The sequence below is a fragment of the Lentisphaera profundi genome (assembly GCF_028728065.1).
Taxonomy (GTDB): Bacteria; Verrucomicrobiota; Lentisphaeria; order Lentisphaerales; family Lentisphaeraceae; genus Lentisphaera; species Lentisphaera profundi.
This window is the reverse complement of sequence record NZ_CP117812.1, coordinates 1,523,830-1,548,824: the sequence shown is the minus strand read 5'-3', so window position 1 is coordinate 1,548,824 and position 24,995 is coordinate 1,523,830. Positions and strand designations below refer to the sequence as shown.

The following is a 24,995-nucleotide window of genomic DNA, read 5'->3' as shown; positions in this document are numbered from 1 at the left end:
AGTCCAATTACTCTTACAGCTAATAAACAATGCCCCTGAATCGCTTTTATGGGCTTAATCTTTGTAGATATATCCCACACCGTGAGCTGTTTGAATGATTTTGGGTTCTTGAGGGTTATCTTCTATTAGTTTGCGAAGCTGAGAAATCTTTTGATCGATGGAGCGCGTATTGCCCATGAATTCCATGCCCCAGCAGGATTGAAAAAGCTGTTGTCTAGAAATAGCTTCGTTGGCATGAGAGTGAAGGTATTGAAGGATCTTGATATCGCGCAAACCAAGTTCGATGATTTCTTCATTTCGTGTACAAGTAAGTCCCTTGGGGTTTACACTGATCTTCGCCATCTTAAAGCATTCATTGCTAGTAGAACTTTTCTTGAGGCAGCGGCGTGTAACCGCTCTCACCCTAGCAATGACTTCTTTGATGCCAAAGGGCTTGGTGATGTAATCATCTGCGCCTAAATCAAAGCCCTGAAGCTTATCTTCTTCTTGGGATTTAGCACTTAAAAAAATAATAGGGATATCAGGATTAGTTTTGCGGATTTCCTTACAAACTTCATAGCCATTGATTTCGGGCATCATAATATCGAGACAAATAAAATCGGGCTTTTCAGATGAGTAGAGTTCTAATGCTTCACGACCATTTGCGGCTTCCGCAATTTCGTAGCCCTCGTCTTCAAAAATATCAATTAAGCCTTCTCGTATGAGGACATCATCTTCGGCAATAAGTACTTTCATAATGTTATTTCCTTGCATTGGGTAAAGTTAGTTTAAAGCAGGCTCCCGACTCGGAGGGGACGAGTTCGAGGTCGCCGCGATGTGCGCGTGCAAAGTCGCGAGCAATGGCGAGGCCAATGCCGGTACCCGTCACGCCATCTGAGAGCTGATTAGAAATTCGGTAGAATGATTGAAAGATTTTTTCTTTATGTTTCTTAGCAATTCCAGGACCGTTATCCTGCATAATTAAAGTAGTCAGTTCATTATCTTGATAAGTACTGATATCTAAATTGGATTTTTGAGGGACGTATTTCTCTACATTGCTGAGTAAGTTCCCAATGATTTGCGTGATTAAATCGGGATCTGCTTCGATAGTTTTCTGGCTATTGAGGTGGAGCTTAATAGAGATTTCCTTTTTACGAAAAGCGAGGTCAAATTTATTGAGAACTTCTTGTAAGAGGGGGTCGAGGACGATCTCCTCAGTCTTGATGAATACGCTATCGTTTTCCTGTTTAGCAAAATTCAGGACATTATTGATCATGCGACTTAAACGATGCGATTCCTTAATAATTACATTAAGACGCTTTGTGACTTTGGGGTCATCATCACTGAGTTGAAACTCCAAGAGCTCAGCATACATGCGTATATTGGTAAGCGGAGTTTTTAACTCATGTGAAACTTGGTTGGCAAAATTGACGCGCTGAGCCGATTCGCGGATATTGCGAATTTGTTCACGATAAAATAAATAACATATTCCAGAAAGGGCGCCTGCAATAATGAGGCTGAAACCCATGAGGAAATATTTTCTGAGAGGAGAAATAAAATTCGGTTCATTGAACTGATAAACAAATTGGTATGAATGCAGGGGGTAGGGCAATTCTGTTTTTACGGAAGCGTCAAATGATTGAGTTTCGGAGGAATATTGATAAAGGTTTTGCTCAGCATTTTTCAAAGTGAGTTGATAGTCATTACTACTGATGTTTTTAGGGATGCTATTAATGATTTCATTAATAATTCTTTCTTGATGTAACTCCACTCCTACCGTGTATGAATCGATCGTTTTTGACCATAAAATCAGATGCAGTTTTTTTCTAATGTACCAAGAGTACCAACCGTTGTGAGCATCTGCTTTACTCGGCTGATAAGTTTGAGGATTTAAAAGGATATCTGAGTTGCGGTTTAAAAAATCTAGTTCACGTGGCGTAATCGCTTCACTTGAACGTAAAGGGTAAATGACCTTACCTTTAGGGTTTAGAATGAATAAATGATTAATGTAGATACTGGCACTACTAGTTTCATTAATAGATTTATTATCCATATCGGTATTTGTAATCAAGGGGATTAGCCCCGTTTCAATCTTTTTTAAGATGGCAGTAGATTGCTGCTCAATGCTTTGTAAGCGCTCATTTTGTAGGCTATAAAAGCGGGCTTTCAGCATACTTTCCTCAGATTCATTCAGTCGTGAACCCAAATAAAATATCGTCAAACTAGGAACTAGAATGATAAAGGAAAAAATGCTGAAGAGTTTGAGCGTCATAGGGGCAATATATTTTGTTTAGGTTCAAACTAACTTAGCTAAGCTTAATTTAAACCACCTATGATGTAAGCTTTTCGTAAAAAAGTCCTCATTGAAAAATAATTCAAAGGAGGTTTTTTAAAAATCAGCTTACGAGCTCAGGATTCACATGATTTATTAAGGGCAGGTAGGCAAGAATTAACAATAGAAGAAATGATTTATGATAAGCATCTACTCATTAATAGGATCAAATTAGTATTTGTGCTAGAATTTTATTAATAATGCAGTTTATATTATCGACATGAAGTTTGATCTAAGTTAATGTAAAAGGCTATTCGATGAATAATAAGCAAGTTACTCGGCAGACACTTTTGTATAAGCTGATTGATTCGAATGATGAGAAATCTTGGGATGAGTTTGCGCAATATTATGAAGGCTACATATACGTAGTTATTCGAGGTTTAGGGGTTGATAAGCAAATTGCTGAAGACTTGTTACAAGACGTGCTGATTAAAGTTTGGAAGTCATTGCCTAAATATGAATATCGTGAAGGCGAGTGTACTTTTCGCACTTGGTTATGCTTAGTTATAAAAAGTACGGTGTATAATTTTTACAAAAAGAAATCCACTCGCAATGATAACAAGAATATTGACTATGATGAAACACTCCATTCATTAGATATGTTCACGGAACCGGAAGTTCATCGAATCGCGGAATTGGAATGGAAGAGCTATATTTCTAATATGGCTTGGAAAAATGTGCAAGATGAATTTTCAGATAGGACTCGCGAGATTTTTAAAATGTCGATGGGGCAAGAGGATAATGAACTTATTGGTGAAAAATTTGAAATGAGTGCCAGTTCTGTACGCGTCTACAAATCGCGAGTCAGAAAAGTTTTGCTCAGAGAAATATCACGTTTAAATCAAGAACTTGGCGGCTAGTTAATCTCACTTATGGATAGAGAAGAAGAGAGTTTCGATAAAAATTTTGCAAGCTTTTATGATGAGCTAGATGAATTAGATGAAATGCCGCTACTCGATATGATTGAGTCAATTAAGACTCGATACTGTGAGTTTAAGTACGTTGATGAAGGTGGAATAAAAGTCATTCAAACATGTAAGGACCTTAAGACTGGTCGTACGGTTGCTATGGCTCGTTTGAAAAATGATGCCAATGACCAACAAAAAGAAGCCTTTCTCAAAGAAGCACGCCTGACCGCAGCCTTACAGCACCCGAATATCATCCCTATGCACGACTTAGGTTTAAAAGGCCGTCACCCTTGGTTTACCATGAAGTTCATATCGGGATCTTCGCTTGAACAGATTTTAAGTGATTTAAAAAATAATAAGAAAGATTATTTAGTCGATTTAAGTGATCGCTTAGATGTGTTCATTAAAGTTTGTGATGCAATAGCCTATGCCCACTCTAGGGGTGTACTTCACTTGGATCTTAAGCCAGATAATATCCAAATAAGTGATTATGGTGATGTTTTACTCTGTGATTGGGGCCTTGCAAAGGTGATGGCCGCTATCTGCGACGAAGAGTTGCTGGACTGTTATGCTTTCAATCCTAAGGAGACGAATGTTACGATAGATGGCCTCATCAAAGGAACGCCGGGCTATATGGCGCCTGAACAAACCGGTCTGATCAAGAGTAAAAAAGGTGTCTACACAGATGTTTTCTCTTTAGGCTGTGTTTTGTATAAAATTTTAACGTTCAAAAAACCGTTTAGCGGTGCAGCTATTAAGTTGATCATGAAGAAAACGCTTGACTGTGATTTTATAAAACCCACAAAAATAGATACTAGTATTCCCTTGCCTTTGGAAGCGGTATGCTTGAAAGCTATGTCGAAAGATCCTAATGAACGTTATGCAAGTGTGGTCGAGTTACAAAAAGAAATTTTAAGTTACCGCAATGGTTTTGCGACCAGCGCAGAAAAAGCGTCTCTATTAACGTTAATGCGCTTATGGGTGAAACGCCATCGATCGATCAGTATCGCCTCGCTCTTACTTGTTTTGATCAGTATTTTTGCCGCTTGGTTTATGATTAATAATTTGAAACTTGAAAAAATTAATGCCATACAACGTGCGGAAAAATTAAGTCTTGAGAAAGAGTTTCATGTCAAAATGGGAAAAGATGCTGCCCCACGTTTTTATCAACGTGCTCAAATTGCCTTTAATTCCTTTAATTTTGATGATGCGGTGAACTTTTGTGATAGTGCAGTAGAACTCGATCCGAGTTTAAAAGAAGCGTGGGGCTTGAAGGGACTTTTACACATCATCTACCAAGAGTTCAATGCCGCGGTTAAGGCACTTGAAAAAAATGGAGAAGCACCTGAATTACTTGACTTGGCAAAACAATTTCAGAAAATCAAAGATGATGATGTCTTAGCATTGTCTTTAGATCAATTTCTTGCTTTGTTTAAGCAGGGGATGGAAAACGAACAGCCAAAAGTCGTTGGCGGGCTGGTTCATTACACCGCGTATTCAGAAATGCCGCTTGCTAAGCGGATTGAGTTTTGCAAGGGTGTGATTATTGTTCATAATAAAAAACTAGCCATAAGTCAGGTTAAAAATCAAAAAATTCACTTTGAGTATGATCGAAAAAATAAACATCTGGATGTTTCCCATAATGATTGGATTCAATCAGCTCTAATTTTACAGGGTTTTCCAGCTCAATCAGCCGATTTGTCCCATACTAAAATTAAAGATTTCATCTGTTTTCGTAATCAGCCATTGAAATCACTGGATGTGAGTTACACCAAAATCATTGAATTAAATACTTTGGAAAATTATGATTTGAGAAATCTTAATATATCACATACAGCAATTGCGAATATTTATAAGTTGAGAGATATGTCTTTGAAGACACTAAATATAAGTCATTCTGCAGTGCGTACCAGCATGAATTTAACTGGTTTTGAGGATTTGGAAAAACTGTATATTCACCAAGGACAATTTAAGCTTGAAAACCTTAAGAAAAGGCTTCCCAATACTGAAATTATTATCCTACCGTAAATCACTTATTTATTTTTAATGCGGTAATCTTTTTCGGCTTCATAAGTAGGGTTGGCTTTGGGAAGAGGGCTTGAGCTTTCTAGGCGCCATTGCTGAAGTTTTTTAAGCATTTGTGCCGCTCGTTCTGGTTGCTCAGAGATTAGGTTTTTTTGTTCAGCTAAGTCATCTACTAGATTATAAAGTTCCAATTCACCCGTTTCGTAAACTTCCAGCAGTTTATAATCACCCATGCGAATAGCGCCTGCGGGTCCCATGGAATTGATGTGGTGATAGTGAGGGTAGTGAAAATACAGAGCTTCACGATTAAGAGACTCACTCTTAGCTGTCATCAGACTAGTAAGAGATACACCATCTACGTGCTGTTTGGGCTTAGCGGGAAGTTTTAGCATATCTAAAATAGTGGGGTACAAATCTGTGGTGATCACAGGTGTATTGAGTTTTTTGCCAGCCGCTTTGTTTCCGGGCCATTTGATAATCATGGGGATGCGAATTCCTCCTTCATAGACCCACGCTTTTCCGGCTTTGAGTGGCAGCAGAGATGTGGGAGCATTAGCACCAGTACCCGTGGATAAGCCACCGTTATCGGAACAAAAAATTATAATGGTTTGATCTTCAATCTTGAGTTCTTTGAGAGTGGTAAGAACGCGACCAATATTTTCGTCCATAGCTTCTACCATAGCGGCGTAAGAAGGATTATTTTGCGAGGATCGCGCAAAGCTTTTTAAGACTGGCGTACCGGGTAGGTTTTTTTGAATCCCGAGCTTGTTGGCTTTAGCCTCATATTTTTTCTTTAAATCTTGACGAGGAATAATCGGTGTATGAACGCTGTAGTACCAGAAGTTGAGAAAGAAAGGCTTGTTTTGGTGATCTTTGATAAAGTCAATGGCTTTATCAGTGAGTTTATCGGTGAGGTAATCGCCGTCTTTGCCATCAGCCATGCCAGGGACATTAGTGGAAGGGTGCGGTTTACTTTTATAAGGAAAATAATAGGAGCCGGGTTGGCCCATACGATGGCCGGCGATATTGATATCAAAACCATGTTTATCGGGGAAATGATTTTGTGATTTATCATAATGGGCTTGCAGATGCCATTTACCTATATGAGCGGTGGTATAGTTTGCTTCTTTAAGCGCTTCAGCAAGGGTGATATCCTCTAAAGGCATATTGCCTTTTACTTCGGCAGGAATAAGCTTGTGACTTGGACCTTTTGGCCCGGGTGAACCACTATGGTTACTCAGTCCCACACGGCTGGGATATTTGCCGAGCAAGATACTCGCACGGGTGGGGGAGCAGACAGGATTGGCAGCATAGGCATCGGTAAAAAGAAAGCCTTCTTTGGCGAGTTGATCAAGATTTGGCGTTTCGTAAAAAGTACTGCCATAACAGGCTATATCATTCCAACCTAAATCATCAATGAGAAAAAGTATGACATTCGGAGTAGAGGCTTTTTTTGGCAATTGAGCCTCAATTGCCTTGGCTACTTTTGTGGCCAATATTTTCGAACCCTCGGAAATGAAGTGAACATCGCCTTTTTTACAGTATTTATCAGGAAGATTTTTACTTATAGTGAAGAGATCATTAATGATAATTCCATTAGCCAGCATAATTTTACGGGCGGCAGAATTATAGCGAATGTTATCTTTTTGAAAACGACCGGCTTCACCTTCGGGAACAATAGTGGTGCTTGCCCAAATGAGTTTGGCATTTGTTTTCTTTAAACGATTAATAATGAACTGAAGATTTTTCTGATATTGTTCGATAGGAACTGAAATGGTACCATTAACTTTATCGCGCTTGCCATAGACCTTGGCATCGGGATGACGGTAACAAAGATCGTGAAGTCCAAAATTAAAATGAATGACATCCCAATTGGTTTTACCTAGCCATTTATCAATGCTTTTTACACCCTTATTGCTATCTCCGCAATTGGTTTTGGGACGACTTACATTAGCTTTTCCTGCAAGTCTATTGACTACATCTTTGTGGTAGCCAATAGAAATGGAATCACCAATGAGAAGTACATTGGGGAGTTTTGAGTCAAAATCCTCTTGTTGGCGTAGATTTTTTTTATCTGTATCAGGAGTATGGAATTCGGCGGCATGAACAAGGCTAAAGCAGCAGAGTGTAAGAAAGATTCGGAACATAATTTATGTCTCAGTTTATTTTACTCTTGTTTACTTACTCAAGTAAACAAGAGTGTTTAATATTTGATAGATGTACTGAAGAACTGGCTTTATTTAATCCAAGTCAGTTCTTTGAATTGAGGATCGCTACCTTGCCAAGATTTGCCAAGGCGACGAGTCTTACTACGGTTTTTACTCGAGCGTAGGATTTCGGCGTCACTGAGTCTGAGCTCGGCAATTCCCTTCCAAGAGTTGAGGGCTTGCTCCTCATAGTTTTTAAAATCACTATGCTTGAGGATAAACTCGTTGACTTGGCCTGCTTTTAAGGTGAGTTCAGCTACGTATTTATCGATGCCAATAAGCAGGGTGTTATCTTTTTCCGAGAAGACTCTAATCTTTAATCCCGCATCAGGGCTAGGTGCTTGATAAGCAGGATGATAGAGTTTATGAGTTTTTCGTGGCCAAGTTTGAGGCTTATAGCTAAACCATTCCTGATGCCAATCAGTATCAAAGTCTTCAATGATAGTACTCGGCTTAAGTTGTGCTTTTAAATTTGCCTTCTGTAAGGCCTTAGGAGTGACTAGTTTGACTAAAGATGAGACAATGAATGTATCAGTTTTGTAAGTTCCATAGTAATAGCCCGCAGCGGTCACCGCAGTATCTAATTTATAGCTAATGTTGGCATAAACCCATAGTGGTTTATCCACGGAATAAAGCGGCATTGAAGCCTGCCATTGATTTTCCTTTTTATGCGCTGGTGCATGGTGCCAAAAGCGATTTATTCGATTTGAACGTAATTGTCGATTACCGCTGGAGTCTCCTTGTTGGCAGTAATAGACATCGACGGCTTCTATAGTACGACTTTGGTCGGGAGTCACAATGAGAGTAGGGCTGCCTGACGGACTGACTAAATTGAGTGAAGTTGCAGGGGTTTTGGGCCAAGTGAATGATCCTTTAAGGTATTGATCAAACCATAATTGAGTTGCGACTTCTGCAGAGGGGATTTCCTGATGGCTACCGTGAGGTGAACAAATGACTCGCCATTGATCCGTTTTGATTTCCTTTACGGCGTCAACTAAATTATTGATGTGACCATGAAAATCATTCGACGGACTAAGAAAGACTATGGGAGCACTTATCTGCTTGAGTTGTGTTGAATCACCCACAGTATTGCGATGCAGTTCTTTTTCGTTGTAGCGGTCGCTAATGCCACCGCAGGAAGGGGCCGCAGCTTTGATACGTGAATCACTTGCGGCAGTCGCAACCGTGAGTTTGCCACCCATGGAATGACCATAGACGCCTAACTTATCACCATTGACTTGAGGCTGTTTTTCTAGAAAAGTTAATCCTCGGCGAGCAGCGAGAGTGATTAGGAACCAAGAGTTATTACGAGGTGATTCGATGGGATCTAAAGTCCAATCGGCAGTAGGGATAGAAGGGAAAGCATCTTTACCATGTTTACTTGGAGCATGATAAGCATCCAAGGCGCCCCAGTCAGTAGTGAGTTTATAATCGGGATCGGAAGTTTTCTTATCCCAAAAGAGTTTGACTTCATGGGGACTAACTTTGTAATCTGGCGCACTTATACGTCCCGCCCAAGCAATAGATAAAGTAGCATAGCCGCGTTTGGCATTAGTGAGTACGGCACGGTGATCTGCGTACTGGCCACCACCATGAATTTGTAGTAATCCCGGAAGGTTCTTAGCTCCTTTTGGGTAGCCATAAACAGCGGCCATTTTGGCTTTTTGTCCTTTGAAAATTCCGATGTCGTAGCGAAGGATTTTTAAGATAACACCATCTTCTTCCCATTCTTTAATGACTTCCACTTCGAGTGCTTCTTTTCGAGGATCAAAATCTTTCCACATTTGGTCAAAACTTTGAGGTGCGGGCTTATTATTGAGGGGAGCGAGTGTTTCGGGAAGTGGAGTGGCTGCTTGGCTATTGAAACTTAGAAGTGAGCAAGAGATAAATAAGGTCTGTAGAGTGGCTTTTGATCTTGATTTAAAAAAAGACATAAATGATTCCTATTGATGATTTTCGATACTAAACAAAGCTTATAGGTATTTTGCTACAAGTTTTATAAGGCCCTTAGGCATTATTGTTTTTAAGTACTAAAAGCCAAAAACTTTGAGCGCTTCGTAGCTGCGATTGAGCCAATCACCAATATGCTTATTATTTGGCCTCAGAGTGGGATTAGCCCCAAAACCGTGGCCAACTTTTGCAAAGATATGAAGCTCGGCAGGAATTTGTTTAGTTCTCAATTTATGATAGATCGCAACTGAACCCATGGCAGAATACTGATCGGTATCTCCGTGAATGAGACACATGGGTGGAGTTTTTGAATCGAATTTAAAGTCTTTGACAATGGTGGAATCATTGCCTTTACCCTTATTGGGACCATTACTGCCATCTTCGAGTACATAAGCAGGGTAGACGGGGACAGCAAAGTTTACGTGGCAAGGAAGTTTATCTAGTTCATCAATAGCTTTATATGCAGGCGTCTGTGAAGTGGTGGAAGTCATTAAGGTGAGGTGACCGCCGGCTGAGAAGCCGAGGGCAGCAATTTTCTCGGGATTGATATTCCACTTCGTCGCATTTGAACGAATAATGCGTACGGCACGTTGAGCATCTTGCCATGCCGCCATGTGTTTGGGCATGCCTTTGCGGCGGGGAACGCGATATTTAAGTACGGCGGCAGTGACACCCTGTTTATTAAAATACTCAGCGATTTTCCAGCCCTCATGGTCGATAGCTAAACCATGGTAGCCACCACCAGGGAAGATAAGCATGATGGAATCGGAAGTTTTCTTTTCGGGCTGATAGAGATAAAGGCGTGGTCCATTCTTATCATTTGTTTCTCCGGGAGCGAACTCGGGCCACAGTCTGAGTTCTTGGCGCTCGGCAGCGTGAAGCCCGGAAGCGCAAGTGAGTGCAATCAGGCATGAAATAAAAAGTGAAGAGCTGATTTTTTTAAATAAAGAATTCATTGATGGAACCTTGTGGTGGGAGTTAATTAAAAGTTGCGTGGCTAGTTAAATTGAATACGACTGTCATCAATCTTCAAGACGAATGACGAGGTTGTCGATGTAGATTAGGCTTTCTTGAGCTCCTAGACCCATGAGACTGACGGAGTCGGGAAGATTAAAATGATAATTTTCATAGGGGACACTCGCACTTAAATGTCGGCCATCGGCAGTAGTGGCAGAGAGCGTATAAAAGTGACTGCGTTTAGGGCCCCATTGCAAGGATAAATCCACCTGATAGCAAATCCCGGGGTCAAAGGACATGAGCGTTAAGCCATTGGCTTTTACACAGTCATCGCCAATTTTAATGTCTCCGAGGGATAAACGTTTTCCTGAACGGTGGTCTCGCAAGACAAAGCCGAGTATTCCCGGTGATTTTTCGTCTAGTTTTAAAGCGAATGAAATTCTTAGCTGACCAGATTTTTTGTCCTTTGGGGTATCAACTTTAAAATCTGTTAGGGGCATCCAAGGACGAGTCAATTTTTTGCTATCGAAAAGCTCTAGGCCTTGTGAGCCACTTGCGGCCGCTATATTGCTGAGAGAAATACCTTGAGTGAAGCTCATACTCGTGGGTAGTTTATCAGCTTCGAAATCCTCACTGAGAAGAATATCTACATGGCTATTTGGCTGGCTTAAATCAGTGAATATCTCACTAAAATTAATGGGCTTTCCTTTATGGGCTTTAGGGTAATGAGCTTTTAAGGCCATAGAACTGAAACCCAAGTTTTCGTTTCTTTTTTTGAGACCATCAATTTCTGGATAGGAGGCTAAGAAATTGTTTTCATCAATTAAGTTGAGGAAGAAATGACTCGTGTGTTTGGGGAGAAAGGCAATCACTTTGTTATCTTCGAGTATTTCAGCGTCAAGGCGTTGCCATTCTTCATCGCGATCACCACCTTTTTGAGTGTAAATGAGGTCGGCGTGGATGACTTGAGCCCCATTGTTTTTAAAACGGAATTCGACTTTGTTTCCCACTTGCTTATGGTTGAAGATGACGGGAGCCTTTTTTTTATGGGTTAGGGGACCCACATAATGGGGATTGAAGTAAGGTGTACGCCCACCCATTCCGCTAATTATTAAGCTGAGCTTATCATTTAGTTCGCGTACTTTATCGGGCATTTTTACCGCAATGTCTTTCATTTCCTCGATGTCAGAGCGTACTTGAGTTTGCTTAGAAGAATCATACAAGCGGTAGAGCTCCAGAGAATTTTCTTTATTATAGCGTCGTAATAATTTATAGTCTCCCACTCGGATTGAGCTCGTATTCTCGGATTGAGGAAAATGCCAAAGCATGGTGTCGCGAACTTTTCCGGCGGTATTTTTAACCAGTGTGGGGTCGGAGACATCAGTTTTTAATAAGGGGACTAGGTCACAGCCATCAAAAATCTTATTTTTCGGTTTCTTAGCTCCAATGAGCGATAGGATAGTGGGAAAAAAGTCCAAGCCATTGACCATGACCTCACTCTCTGTGTTTTTAGCTATACCCGGACCCGTGATAATGAGTGGGACGCGAACACCGCCTTCTTTGGTGGAGATTTTACCGCGGTCGAGAGGGAAGTTATCGGTATAGATTTCATTTCCACCACCCTCCATACCACCGTTATCGGAGCTAAAAATGATGTAAGTATTTTCGATCAGTTTATGGCCGGGCCAGCGGGGATCATCAGTCGTTTCTAAATGTGTAAAAATTTGTCCTAGGTAATAATCGAGTTGCTCAACCATGGCGCAATAAAAAGGATTGCTTTGGCCCTTTTTCTTCCAGCTCTTTTTGTGTTCATCCGTGAGTGTTACGCCTAGTTTTTTTTCATACTTTCTGAGCAGTGCTTCACTACGCATGACAATGGGCGCATGAACCAACCAAGTAGCGTAGTAAAGAAAAAAGGGCTTGTCTTGGTTTTCTTTAATAAAAGTCATGGCACCATGCTGGGGAGCATCAAAAGGCATGCCATTTTTGTCTAAACGGTAGGGGTCCTTGGGGTCATTAGTAGCAAATTCTGTAAGACGATCAGGTGTCATATTGTTCTGAACACCGCGTTCGTGTACCGAGTAATCAAAGCCATGATGAAAGGGTTGTGGGTAGGCATAATGATTTTTTGAGATGTGCCATTTACCGCTATGACCCGTCGTGTAGCCTTCGGCTTTTAGAGCTTCTGCCAAGCTAAAAGTACTCAAGGGCATGCGCGAGCTATACCAAGGCGTGATTTGAAAAGAGTTTTTGGGATGACCAGCATGAGGAGGCTTACCACCCGCAACACTCGTCATTTCACCACGGGCAGGGTGATGACCACTGAGGATCGCCGCGCGGCTAGGAGCACATACGGGGGCAGGGGAATAGGCTTGCCAGAACTTGACGCCCTTTGTTGCTAAAGCGTCGAGATTCGGGGTTTCCATGGGCGAGGGCTTATCAATATCATAACATTTCACATCTTGCCAACCCAAGTCATCGGCGAGCATGAGTACGATATTGGGCTTGGGTCGATCTTGAGAAAAGAGGCTGAATGATAAGAGTAAGAAGGGTATGAACTTAAGTTTCATGTGATTTTCCGTGACTGCTTTGAATATGATAAACACATAAAACATTAGTTTGCGACAAATATCAAACGAAAACATAGTGAAAGCTTATTTAGCTTCGACTTATTCTTTTAGTAGCTGCGATAGATCAGTCATAGATTTTTACTTTGCTGCGGACAAAGGCATGTTGAGCTAGCAGTGGTTTTATCTCTCTGAATCCCATGCACTTCCTGATGTGTCAGCATTAGTAGCCATGGCACCACCTGAACGAACCATGGATTGTATATAATTCATTTTTTCCACATGGCCATCTGCCATAGAGAAATTGAATTTCATATTTGAGTGGGCGGCTTCATTCTGTTCAAAAAGAGTGGCAGTAAGACCGCTCCATTCCCATGAATTACCCATATTCAGTCTAATCCAATTATTATCAAAATCTAAGGGAGCAAAATTTTCTCCATAGGCAATGACTTCACTAGTATTATTAAGGTCATTTAATTTTCTTGAAGCAGCTAAGAGTGTTGTCCCATTATGAAACATACCTGAAACTCCTCTGCGAGCGGGATCTTTATAATTCCAAATAGGAGCATGATAAAAAGCAGAAATATCATAGGTTTTTATAATCCAGCCAGGACTTTCACGATCATCTAGAGGACAGCGATACAGTGCACCATGATCAACGCCACCAGGGAGATTCGCAACTAGTGCACCGATATGTCCTCCAGCGAGCATTTGAGTTTCAGTCAGGTCACGTCCGTCATAGGTTCCAAGAAGATCATCGAAACCAATACCGGTCCATGGTGATCTTGCAGGGAAATAGCCTTCACTGTCATCCATGTATAAAAATGTCGCTGTGTTAATTTGCTTCAAATTACTGGTACAAACAGCTATTCTAGCCTGCTCTCTACTTTTCTTTAATGAAGGTAAAAGAAGGGATGCTAATATACCAATTATGGCTATGACCACTAAGAGTTCAATGAGTGTGAACTGATACTGTTTTTTAAATGATGACTGATATTTGAAACGCATAAATAAACTCCTGTTTTTCTTACCTTATAAAAATCCTTAAAATGTAAAACTTCAGAAAAGCTTTGCTGTTACAAGAAATTGTTTTTTTAATTATTTCAATCATGGACAAAAAAGGACGCCGAGAATAATTCTCGGCGCCCTTTGTATGGTGATCCACGATTTATCGTGCCTTAAAAAACCGCAGGCTAAAGCCTGTACTACGAGCCTTCCTTATGTATGTAGTCCACGATTTATCGTGCCTTAGAAAAAAGTCGTCAGCGCTCAGTTTACAGTTGTAAGTGCTTTTATGATAAGTGCGGGCAGGATGCCTGCGCGCCCAGAGTTTTATTTAATTGGCTGTGCGGGGAAAGCGAAAACGGGCCAGCCGTTTTTATCTTGTAAGTTTGGGATGGCAATATCGCTCCAACCCATGCGGACAAACTTCGGAGTGGAAACTTGTGTGGAAGAAACGACAATGGAGTTGCCCTGAATGATGGCCTCAGCAGCGATGAAATTCTTGCCATCGTTGGAGAGTTCAAAATGTGTAGGAGCTTTATTATCTTTGGTACTCAGCCCTTGGTCGATGTTATCAAAGCTGAGAATAACTTTCTGTCCTTGGGTTTTAGCCGAGGCAAATTGAGGACCTTGAGCAATAAGGTTTTTCCCATAAGTATTTTTTAGTGCTATCGCGGCTAAACGCTGACCCACAAGTTCTTTACTTCGAGGATGAATATCTTTAATATTGATATTGATATCATGTATGGCGACGACTTCGATTCCCTTAAGTTCTTTAGCGGCTTTGTATTGAGCCTTCCAAATAGTATCACAGAGAGTGCTATCCTTTGGGTTTTTTCCACGAGTGTAGTCAAAGGGAGCAATTTGTACCTGAATGAGTGGGATATCTTTAACGCGAAAGGCTTTGGACCAACCAAAGGAGAGTGCTTTCATCTTTTTGAAGTATTTTGCATCACCACGATTGGATTCGCCCTGGTACCAAATGGCACCCTTGATGGCATAAGGAGCGAGTGGGGCGATCATGGCATTGTAAATCATATTATCTGCCCAGCCGTTTATGCGCTCTTCAATATATGAAGCTGATATCCCTTTTTCGGCTAGTGCAATAGTTTGATTAAGTGAATCACGCATTTGTTTGAGTTTTTGTAAGCGAATATTAGGCTGAGCCACTCCATGTTTTCTGAGTGGAAGATTTTCACTTTTATAACCTTCTTCAGAAATGAAGCAATCGACTCTCATACCACCCCAATTTGAATCCAGAATAGCGATGGGAATAGCAAGTTCTTTTTGAAGTTTTATCGCAAAGAAAGTGGCTACCGCAGAAACTGAATGAGGTGTAGCGAGAAACTCTTCAGCTTTTTTCCAGCTACCGATAGTATCATCCATTGGCGCTCCAGCTTGGAGATGATGGGTGACGTGAAAGAAGCGAATGTCATTATTGTTTTTTTGTTTTAGCGCGGCTTCATATTCCTTTTTTTCTATGCCATTAAAGGTCCATTCCATATTGGATTGTCCGGAGGCAAGCCACACTTCTCCCACGAGGATATCATTGAGGTTAATCGTATTTTTGCCTTTTATAATCATACTACGAGCTTCGTTTGACGCCGGCATGGGATCTAAGTCAATCATCCATTTGCCAGATTCATTTGGCGTAGCCGTTTTTGTTTGTCCCGCAAATTGAACTGTAACTTGTTCGCCTTTATCTGCCCAACCCCAAATAGGAACTTTGGCATCACGCTGGAGAATCATTTGGCTATCGATGATTTGAGGGAGACTAATATCGGCATAGACTTGTGAGCTGATGGCAATGATGGTTAAGTTAATAAGATTTTTGAAAGAGGGCATATGTATTCCTTTTGACTATTTTTATTTATTTATGAAAATCGAGATTTATGTAGTGATACGCTTATCTAAATGATTTTTGGACACTGAATTTTTTAAGCTTGAATTAATGAACTGTGAAAAGAATATCTTGTTACAAGTAAAGAATCTTTATTAATTTTCATGGGTGTGATTTTCATCACCTTATTCAGAATCAATAAGGTGCTTTTTGTCAACAGGAGTTTCTTTACCGGCGGTCTCAATAAATCCCACAAGACTCAGCCTTATCTAGGCAAAGGCTTTTTCATCATATTGTCAGCATAAACAGATACAGTTTTAAGACCTTTTACGTAAGTGCCTAAGTTCTGAGCGCTTTTCATCAGAGGCTTTAATTACACGGCTCTCTGTTAGTTCTTTGGCTTTTTATAATTAACATTTTGTCAGTTTTTAGGATTTACTTTTTTTTAGGTTTTTGCTTACCACCACGGATACGCTTGCCATTTTCATCAAACTGCTGACGAGCCATGGGTTTCTGTTCGTATAACTCTGAAGTTGGAACTTTGATGTAGTTTAGTTTCTTTTTCTTATCAAGGTTCTTGTTCAAATCTGCTTCAGTGACTTTACCGGCGGGAACACCGCCTTTGGGGACTTCCATGCGCGCCGTCCAAATAATGGCGTTGAGCACAAGCTTACGGAATTCATCGATGGCCCAATTGCGGTGATAATGACCCCCTACAAAGCCAATGCCACGGCCGCCTTCTTCGGGTTTAGCATCGCGACACCACATGAGAGCTTGTTCCTTACCAAAACACTTCTCGCCATGCTGGTTCCACATATTGATATAACGAACAATACGATCGGGGCTAGGGGTCGCTACCGCTACTGGACGACATGAATCGCATTCATCCTTGGTGGGCCAATCCATGTTGAAGTAGAATTCATCATAGGCGGTGAAAGGAGTAATACCGCGTGAGATATCTTCTTTACTTAGGGCTTTCACATCGGCAATCCAGTGAGGATTCACTGAAATGTGGTTGTCCATATAAGCACCAATCCAGTTTTTGAAGTATTTTTCGCCGACCTGTTTACTAGGATGAACGCCGTAGTGCATGAACATGATGCCCATGCCGTCTTTTTTTACTTTATTATTAAGAAATTCATACTTTTCTCCAAAACGACCACCGGCATCGGCATAGACAACACAAGCATCTACACCATCAAAAATACTTTCATCCTTTGGCCAACCATAGAAATGAACTTTTGCTTCTATGGGCAAACCAGATTTATTTAGCTTGTCGGCTAAAATCATGCAACCAGCACGAAACTCATGATCACCACTACTATGGCTGGGGTTTCCTGCTAAAAAGAGAATTTTTTTCTTTTCAACTGCCTGTGACAAGGACGTGAAAATGAATAAGGCCATAAGGCATTTTAATGCGATATTTTTCAATGATTGTCTCCGTAAATTTGTTATTATGAATTTTATTCGCTATTTTCATTAAATCTTTCGCTAAAAATTAAACAAGTCTTTTTTATTTTTGATACAAAAGATTACAAAAAAAACAGAGATGTAAGTGAGGATGGAAATTACTTGTCTGATAATAATAACTGTCTTGGAATGAGTTTTATTAAAAGCTGAACTGTTTCTGGGTATTGTTCAGCAAGGTCGTTTGTTTCTAAAGGGTCGTTTTCGATATCGTATAATGCCCATTTGTAGCGTCGCTTCTTATTTTCGAAATCACTATTTTTAGTATCCATTTCATTAATTAATTTCCAATCGCCTTTTATTAATGCGTCGCGACTGGCTCCAGTACTATTTTGCCAATAGAGGTATTCGTGTTGCTGCTGAGGCTTAGCGAGCAGTTCATTTTTGAATGATATACCATCCGTTTTATATTCTTTCGGACAGTTCATGATATCTGCGCAGGTCGCAAAAAGGTCGTAGGTAGTGGCGTTTAAGTCGGATGTTGACTTGGCTTTAATTTTTCCAGGCCATCTTACAATAGTGGGGACGCGTAGGCCACCCTCAAAATTCCAACGTTTCATGCCTCTTTTACCGAGAGAACCTTTAAAAATATCTTCAGATCTTTGATGGCCATCCCAGAACTTGTTATCATTATTACTTTTTTGACGAAGGTCAGCATAGTAGGAAGGTTCATGGCCATTATCTCCAGTGAAAATGACAAGGGTATTTTTGTCAATTTTATGCTGTTTGAGTTTGTTCATTATAGAACCAAGAGATTGGTCCATTTTAACAATCATGGAGGCATAGACGCGCTCTTTTTCAGTCCAGCCTTCTTTGTTTCTGAAGACGTGATCTTTTGGAGCAATAGATGCAGGGCCGTGGGGGAGCTGAGTCGAGTAGATCATGAAGAAGGGGTCATTCTTTTTCTCATCGATATAATTTAAGGCTTCTTTGAGCCAAATATCCTCGGTATAGGTCATATCCGACTCGCCAATGAGTGGGCATTGAGGAGAGCTTTTATTAAACTTTGGGTTGTTTGCTAAAGCAATTTTTTTGCCGTTATTCCAGTAGAATTCCGGATAAAAACTCCAGCAAACGACGGAGTCGTAGAGTCCTACGTAATGATCAAAACCATAGAGTTTGATGAGCTCATGATTCTCGGAGTAACCCATTCCAAGTTTTCCAAAGTAGGATGTGTGGTAGCCAGAGGCTTTAGCCATTTGACCTATGAATGAAAAGTCTTTTCTTTGATCATAAGTCTTTTTGAGAACTTTGTCGTAATCAGCTTTGGAAATATCTCCGCGATGAAGCTGAATTGAAAGTGCGCCTTTGTTGGCATGGAAGGAATTGCCATCGTGTAAGCCGGTCAAGAGATTGGCTCGAGCGGGAGCGCAGACATTATTTCCGTAGAATTTGTTAAACGTCATGCCTTCATTGGCGAGTTTATCGATGTTGGGAGTTTTGAGTAATTCCTGTCCATAACAGGAAAGCATACCTGGGCCTAGGTCATCCGCATAAAAAATGATAATATTAGGTCTTTCATTAGCCCATAAATTCAAGCATATGAATAGTGTAATCAAATAGCGCATAGTTTTCACCTACTTTAATTTGTCTCCTATTTTTTAAGGGGGCACGGAATCGTCGATAGCTTACTCTATATGTATCTTCAAAGTTCATAGAAACTTTGGTTTTCGATAGTCCTTTATGGTTTCATAATTGGGGTTGAGTTCGGGTTTTGGGCTATTGCTTTCTTTTCTCCACTCTTCTAATTTCTTGAGCATTTTAGCGCTGCGCTCGGGTTGCTCACTAACAAGATTAGTCATCTCCCCAATATCCTCGTGTAAATTATAGAGTTCAACCTCACCCGTTTCGTAGTATTCCACGAGTTTATAATCGCCCATTCGTATAGCGCCAGCAGGGCCCATTGAATTGATGTGGTGGTAGTGTGGATAGTGAATGTAGATGGCTTCACGCTTCAGTTCCTTGGTACTGCCGGTCATAATTGAAGTTAGTGAAACACCATCCACATGTTGTTTTGGTTTGAGAGGGAGCTTGAGCATATTAAGGATCGTTGGGTAAATATCGGTTGTACATACTGGGGTAGAAAGCGACTTTCCTCCAGGATTACCAGGCCATTTAATGATAAATGGGATACGAATACCACCTTCATAAACCCAGGCCTTACCTGCTTTGAGAGGAAGCAAGGATGTTGGGGCGTTAGGACCAGTACCCGTAGACAATCCGCCGTTATCAGAACAAAAAATAATAATAGTTTCATCCTCTATGTTGAGTTCCTTTAGCGTGGATAGGACGCGACCAATATTTTCGTCCATGGCCTCAACCATGGCAGCATAACTAGGATTATTTTGTGTCGATCGAGAAACACTTTTGAGTACCGGAGTACCAGTGGCTTTAAGATCTAAACCAAGCATTTTAGCTTTTTGCTCATATTTCTTTTTGAGATCTTGTCGGGGGATAATAGGTGTGTGGACAGTGTAGTACCAGAAATTGAGAAAAAAAGGCTTGTCCTTATGATCTTTGATGAAGTCAATAGCTTTGTTAGTGAGTTGATCAGTAAGGTAATCGCCATCTTTGCCATCAGACATGTTAGGGACATTGGTACTGGGATGCTGTTTACTTTTATAGGGGAAATAAAAGGACCCTGGTTGGCCCATGCGGTGACCCGCTATGTTGATATCAAAACCGTGCTTATCAGGGAAATGATCTTGTGATGTATCGTAATGGGCTTGCAGGTGCCATTTACCGATATGAGCTGTTGTGTAATTGGCTTCTTTTAGAGCCTCGGCAAGCGTGATGTCTTCTAAAGGCATATTACCTTTTACTTTCGCAGGAATAAGTTTGTGACTAGGACCTTTGGGGCCCGAAGAGCCACTATGATTACTGAGACCTACGCGACTGGGGTATTTACCAAGCAATATGCTGGCACGAGTAGGGGAGCATACAGGGTTAGCGGCATAAGCATCAGTAAATAAAAAACCATCTTTAGCCAATTGATCGAGGTTGGGAGTTTCATAAAAGGAGCTGCCATAACAAGCTATATCATTCCAACCGAGATCATCGACGAGAAAAAGAATGACGTTGGGCGAGGAAAATTTTTTTTGTGAAGCTTGGACCTTATTAGACTGTGTAGGTAATAGAGTTTTAATAGTGTTTACTACTTGAATAGCCAGTTTTTGTGAACCTTTGGGTTTAAAGTGAACATCGCCTTTATTCGTGAGTTTTTCCGGAAAGTTTTTACTGGTAGTAAAGAGATCATTGATGAGAATGTCATTCTCTAACATGACTTCACTGGCAGCTACATTGTAGCGAATGTTGTCTTTTTGAAAACGTCCAGCTTCTGCTTCGGGAACAAAAGTAGTACTCCCCCAGATTAGTTTGGCATTCGTTTTCTTTAAACGATTAATGATGAGCTGAAGATTTTTTTTGTACTGATCTAGCGAGACGGAAATGGTGCCATTGATTTTATCTCGATTGCCATAGACTTTGGCATCGGGGTGACGGTAACAAAGATCATGAAGACCAAAATTAAAATGAATGATATCCCACTTAGATTTTCCGAGCCATTTATCGATCTGTTGTAGACCTTTATTACTGTCGCCGCAATTGGTTTTTGGGCGAAAGATATTGGCTTTGCCACTCATGAGTGTGACAAGATCTTTGTGATAGCCAATAGAGATCGAATCTCCAATAATAAGAATATTTGGTAGGGAAAGATCAAGCTCTTGTTCAATACGTAGATTCTTTTGGTCTTGTTTAGGTATGTGAAAAGGATCGTTGGCACAAAGATGAAGGGAGAGTAATAGGAGAATAAAGTATCGCATAGTTTTACCTAATTTAGATTTTTATCGTTTTTTTCAAGGAGTACAGAATCGTCGATGGCTTGCTGAAATTGATCATCAAAACTTATATTGCCTTTACTGTTTAAGTTATTGCGTTTTTCGTGGGGATAAGGGAGTTTTGTATTGAGTCCACCTAGCCATTCGATTTTATGTAATTTCGGCATTTTTCCAGTCCATTTTTTTGACTTGCGGTTCTTTTTATTTGCAGGAGTGAAGTATAACTCAGTTAATTCATCCCAGTTTTTCATCAGCTGCCCTTTCTTATTGATAAAGTCTTCTACTTTGAGGGAAACGATGTTTTTACCTTTATTGGATAAATCGACTAAACTTACATATTCATCCGGCTTCCTGCCTGTGTAACCTTGCCAAGTATTGACTTTAACACCAATGGCAATTGAATTTCCTGGGGTATCTTGAGTAAGCTGGATTCTCAGCGTGGCATTTTGAGGGCCCATAAAGGAGGGGTCAATCACTTTTCTAGTGGACATAAACCAGTGCTGAGGGTTGTTGTCTCCCAATATGTACCAATCCTGCATGCCCTTGGTGAAATCATCAAGAGTTCGATAGTTTTTTGAAGTGCTTTTAATACCAGATTTTTTTAGCTCATCAGGGTGAATTGAGAAATAATTAGAACTGAGCGTGAGTAGGTCACTAGTGGGGACACCAGGTCTAGCTGGAAGTGTTTTACCTGTTTTGTAAGTGACGTTGGCAAAGGCAAAAAGAGGTTCGTTTTGGTCATAAATGTGGAGAAAAGCCGAGTAGGTGTTTTTGTTTTTACGTGCTTTAGCAGTACGCCAAAAACGAATGCGAGGATCACGGGAAAAGCCGTAATAAATTTTTACTTGATCTACTTCGTATTTACATTTGGGGTCGAGAGTGACAGAGAAAAAGGGGATCTTGTTTTTATTGTTGAGTTTAAGTTCGGCATTGGGGTTTGCGGGAAACAAAAAATCATTTTTCAAATGTGATTCCATCCAATAAAAGCGAGCATTATTAGTTCCCGTAGTGAACCTGTGATTGAGGTGGGGAGCTAAAGCTAAGGCACTTGTTGTTTTAGAAGGAAGTAAGTTCATGCTCTTTATAATTAGTTCTGTTGGTGAATTGAAGTCATTGCTTGCACCTAGAAATAGCGTGGGAGCAGTGATGTAGGGCCAGTAGGATTGCGCAGAAACAGTTTTTTGGTATAGCTTGAGATTATCATCTGTTTTCATAGAGCGTTTACTATTGGAAAGTCCCCATAAATCTTGATTAAGAAATCCTGTGCCCCCCACAGAAGGAGATGCTGCTTTAACGCGCGGATCAATTGCGCTTAATACAGTGGATTTCCCCCCATAGAGTGACCTTCAATACCTAATTTATGGGGATCTACTTCTTGACGACTTTCGAGAAAAGTGAGAGCTCTTCTTACCGACATCGCAATAAGGTTCCAGCTACTATTTAATAAATGAAACTCTTTATAGAGTGTATTGTTATCAGGGCTAATAGTATTATGGTGATCCAGATCATCGGCAATTGTTATCCCCGGGCGAATAAAACCCGCAGCAATACCATCCCAGTCTGTATTGGGAGTATTGGGCTTATCAATAACTTTTGCACCCCAGTTAATGCTGATTGCGGCATATCCGAGTTCAGTCCAAGATTTAACGCGACTTAGACTGGCTTTTTGTCCACCTCCATGAATATGGACAATACCTGGGGATTTTCCTTTTAGACGAGTCGGGAAGCCATAATATGCGGCTATTTTGGGCGAAGCAGATTTATTAGTTCCTTTGAGTAGTCCTAGGTCATAACGTAGCAACATATAAGTATTTTCTCCTTCTTGCCACTCTTTAATGATTTCGGTGTTGAGTGGTGCTTTGTGAGGATCGTACTGGTTCCAGAAATCTTGAACTTCCTGAGAGGCAAATACAGAAAGGTTTATGAGAATTAGACTTATGATTTTTTTCATATTATTCCTAAGTTTTAAAAAGATGAATTTTTTACGATTGACTCTCGTAGAGTAAATGGTGCTTCACACACGAGGGAGTGGAGCTCTCGAACTAGCCACTAGGATCTGTAGGCCCTTGACTCTGCGACGGGGGTGTTACTTTTTATTAATTAGTATTTTGATTTCCCATTCATAATAATGGGTGTGTAAAATTAGCGGTCAATCAATAGTGATTTTGATGGTCGCAGGATGCAGAACGTCACTTTTCCTTATGCTGTTTTGTGAGTCGGTGATCTTATCGCCCAAGTTTGGATTGAGTAAGAACTGAAAACCGTTTAGGGCGGGAGCTATTTTGCCGTAAACCAAAAGAGTTAAATCAGGACGAGTTCTTTCTCCTCTTATAGTTTCAATCATGATTTTTCGTCCAGACCAATAATTTTTAAGTTCAAACTCTGTACCCACCCCAAGTTTTGGATTGTCTTTTGTATAGGGGATTTTAATGATTTTTGGGGATTTAACCTGTAAACTGCTTTTTCCTAAAGCTTTTTTTGTACTTTCCCAATTCATATTCTCATGCTGAAGAGTTGCCGAAGGGATTCTCAGGGTGGAACTAGCAATTGTCATCGGTTTTAAATCAGTCGGATCTTGAACACTGTTAGAGATTTCAATGCTGTTGGGGGTGAAAATTATATTGAGTGTATGTATTGCACCTTCTTCAAGCGTAGAAGTGATGGTTAGCGACTCTGGATTTTTTGAAGGAGCACTGGCTTCGAGAGAGATGATTTTTCTTCGAATGGCTTGTCTTTTGTTTTTGAAGTAACGTTCGTGGATCGCTAGTTCCATAGGGCTGCCTAAATTTATAGGGTCAGAATTTTTTGACTTCGGGAAAATATAGAATTGCCTCAAAGGCGTTACGCAAGCTGTGTAATTATCTCCTTCATATAAAGTATGAACAGCAATTTTTGTTGTTGTAATTGTGCCACTTTGTTTACTTTTGATGGGGTTTATCATAGTGATATAAACATTTTTTAAGATAGGGAGCTTTTTTGAAGCAAAAGTGTTCATACTTAAAAATAATATGAAGATGAGAGTCGTTGATTTTAACATGTTGATCCTTTGTGTTAATCGCCAGCGCTTACAGTCCACATACCTAGAGGGTTATTGGGTGTTCCGTTTTCGCCAAGAACATTTTTGGAAGTTGGGGAATGACTTTCTACATGACCGTCAATTAAAAGAAAATTGACTTTCATTTTGTTGTGTATTTCGAGAGTATAATTAGCAGTAGCAACTAATTGCAAACCATTTCCGGCAGGGTCAATTTGTTTTTGAGGATTAGTCGCACCACGGCCAAGACCCTGGATGGGATTGCCGCCGATACTATCATTTTCCGTGAGTAGTAAAGTGCCCTGAGCGTCGGATATATCAGTGATTTTACGGGTCCATGGTGGGTTTGTGGCATTTCCACTCATTTGATAGGCAATTCTGGTATTGGCTGCACCATTGTTACCTCTGGGCATAATGTAAGTTCCCGTAGGCTTGTCTCCTAAAAGATATGGGGATACAGCTCCGGGGCACTTAAGTGTGTCGAGACCTTGTTCCTCAGTCCAAAACCATTTGTACTGATCTGTGAGGCTCATTTCACCCTTGCCGAGGTAGGGATAGATTAGATCATCCCAGCCCCATCCCATAATCGGAGATGAGTTGCTCCATGCGCCCCATGGTAATGTACTGTCATTGTCATCGAGATAGTTGTAATTGGCAATACCAATTTGTCTCAAGTTGTTAGTACATGAAGCCTGCTTTGCAGATTTTCTAGCGGATGATAATGAAGGAAGAAGAAGCGAGGCGAGAATGCCAATGATTGCCACGACGACTAAGAGTTCCATAAGAGTAAAAGCTTTGATGCTTTTTATTTTAGATATCATAATTACCTTTCGGAAAAATTTTCAAATTTCAGTTATTTACATATTAATCCGACGGTGGAGAAGGTGATCT

Annotated in this window: 17 protein-coding genes; 2 read left to right on the top strand and 15 right to left on the bottom strand. The window is 40.6% G+C overall.

Annotated features, from left to right (window positions below; all coding sequences use genetic code 11):
• Positions 1 to 54: 54 nt before the first annotated feature.
• Positions 55 to 735 (bottom strand): response regulator transcription factor, encoded by a 681-nt coding sequence (locus PQO03_RS17460; RefSeq protein WP_274152119.1) that lies wholly within the window; start codon positions 733 to 735, stop codon positions 55 to 57.
• 4 nt (positions 736 to 739) lie between these two features.
• Positions 740 to 2,152, bottom strand: coding sequence for a sensor histidine kinase (locus PQO03_RS17455; RefSeq protein WP_274152117.1), 1,413 nt, complete (start codon positions 2,150 to 2,152; stop codon positions 740 to 742).
• Positions 2,153 to 2,568: 416 nt separating this feature from the next.
• Here PQO03_RS17455 and PQO03_RS17450 point away from each other — a divergent pair, with 416 nt between their 5' ends.
• Complete coding sequence (locus PQO03_RS17450; RefSeq protein ID WP_274152115.1) at positions 2,569 to 3,171, top strand: RNA polymerase sigma factor; 603 nt, start codon at positions 2,569 to 2,571, stop codon at positions 3,169 to 3,171.
• Positions 3,172 to 3,183: 12 nt separating this feature from the next.
• Positions 3,184 to 5,247: a protein kinase domain-containing protein gene (locus PQO03_RS17445; RefSeq protein ID WP_274152113.1), complete on the top strand. Its 2,064-nt coding sequence runs from the start codon at positions 3,184 to 3,186 to the stop codon at positions 5,245 to 5,247.
• A 5-nt stretch (positions 5,248 to 5,252) separates the two neighbouring features.
• On the opposite strand, the gene PQO03_RS17440 is transcribed toward PQO03_RS17445, so the two are convergent.
• The 13 genes from PQO03_RS17440 to PQO03_RS17380 all read right to left on the bottom strand — a co-directional run bounded on the left by PQO03_RS17440 (position 5,253) and on the right by PQO03_RS17380 (position 24,925).
• Positions 5,253 to 7,391 (bottom strand): sulfatase-like hydrolase/transferase, encoded by a 2,139-nt coding sequence (locus PQO03_RS17440; RefSeq protein ID WP_274152111.1) that lies wholly within the window; start codon positions 7,389 to 7,391, stop codon positions 5,253 to 5,255.
• A gap of 89 nt (positions 7,392 to 7,480) precedes the next feature.
• Positions 7,481 to 9,385 carry a dienelactone hydrolase family protein gene (locus PQO03_RS17435; RefSeq protein ID WP_274152109.1) on the bottom strand — a complete coding sequence of 635 codons (1,905 nt, stop codon included), beginning with the start codon at positions 9,383 to 9,385 and terminating at the stop codon, positions 7,481 to 7,483.
• A gap of 96 nt (positions 9,386 to 9,481) precedes the next feature.
• Positions 9,482 to 10,357, bottom strand: coding sequence for an alpha/beta hydrolase (locus tag PQO03_RS17430; RefSeq protein ID WP_274152107.1), 876 nt, complete (start codon positions 10,355 to 10,357; stop codon positions 9,482 to 9,484).
• Positions 10,358 to 10,423: 66 nt separating this feature from the next.
• Positions 10,424 to 12,928, bottom strand: coding sequence for a sulfatase (locus PQO03_RS17425; protein ID WP_274152105.1), 2,505 nt, complete (start codon positions 12,926 to 12,928; stop codon positions 10,424 to 10,426).
• 180 nt (positions 12,929 to 13,108) lie between these two features.
• On the bottom strand, positions 13,109 to 13,933 hold the full coding sequence (locus PQO03_RS17420) for a type II secretion system protein (protein WP_274152104.1): 825 nt from the start codon (positions 13,931 to 13,933) through the stop codon (positions 13,109 to 13,111).
• 324 nt (positions 13,934 to 14,257) lie between these two features.
• Positions 14,258 to 15,772, bottom strand: a complete 1,515-nt coding sequence (locus PQO03_RS17415) for a sialate O-acetylesterase (RefSeq protein WP_274152102.1) — start codon at positions 15,770 to 15,772, stop codon at positions 14,258 to 14,260.
• Positions 15,773 to 16,202: 430 nt separating this feature from the next.
• Positions 16,203 to 17,198, bottom strand: a complete 996-nt coding sequence (locus tag PQO03_RS17410) for a ThuA domain-containing protein (protein WP_274152101.1) — start codon at positions 17,196 to 17,198, stop codon at positions 16,203 to 16,205.
• Between the two features lie 137 nt (positions 17,199 to 17,335).
• Positions 17,336 to 18,802: a sulfatase-like hydrolase/transferase gene (locus tag PQO03_RS17405; protein ID WP_274152100.1), complete on the bottom strand. Its 1,467-nt coding sequence runs from the start codon at positions 18,800 to 18,802 to the stop codon at positions 17,336 to 17,338.
• A gap of 84 nt (positions 18,803 to 18,886) precedes the next feature.
• Complete coding sequence (locus tag PQO03_RS17400; protein WP_274152099.1) at positions 18,887 to 21,055, bottom strand: sulfatase-like hydrolase/transferase; 2,169 nt, start codon at positions 21,053 to 21,055, stop codon at positions 18,887 to 18,889.
• 8 nt (positions 21,056 to 21,063) lie between these two features.
• Positions 21,064 to 22,284 (bottom strand): hypothetical protein, encoded by a 1,221-nt coding sequence (locus tag PQO03_RS17395; protein ID WP_274152097.1) that lies wholly within the window; start codon positions 22,282 to 22,284, stop codon positions 21,064 to 21,066.
• A gap of 98 nt (positions 22,285 to 22,382) precedes the next feature.
• On the bottom strand, positions 22,383 to 23,021 hold the full coding sequence (locus tag PQO03_RS17390) for an acetylxylan esterase family protein (RefSeq protein WP_274152096.1): 639 nt from the start codon (positions 23,019 to 23,021) through the stop codon (positions 22,383 to 22,385).
• Positions 23,022 to 23,219: 198 nt separating this feature from the next.
• Positions 23,220 to 24,107 carry a hypothetical protein gene (locus tag PQO03_RS17385; protein WP_274152095.1) on the bottom strand — a complete coding sequence of 296 codons (888 nt, stop codon included), beginning with the start codon at positions 24,105 to 24,107 and terminating at the stop codon, positions 23,220 to 23,222.
• Between the two features lie 14 nt (positions 24,108 to 24,121).
• The gene (locus PQO03_RS17380) at positions 24,122 to 24,925 is read right to left on the bottom strand and encodes a DUF1559 family PulG-like putative transporter (RefSeq protein WP_274152094.1); all 804 of its coding nucleotides are present in this window, start codon (positions 24,923 to 24,925) and stop codon (positions 24,122 to 24,124) included.
• Positions 24,926 to 24,995: the final 70 nt, after the last annotated feature.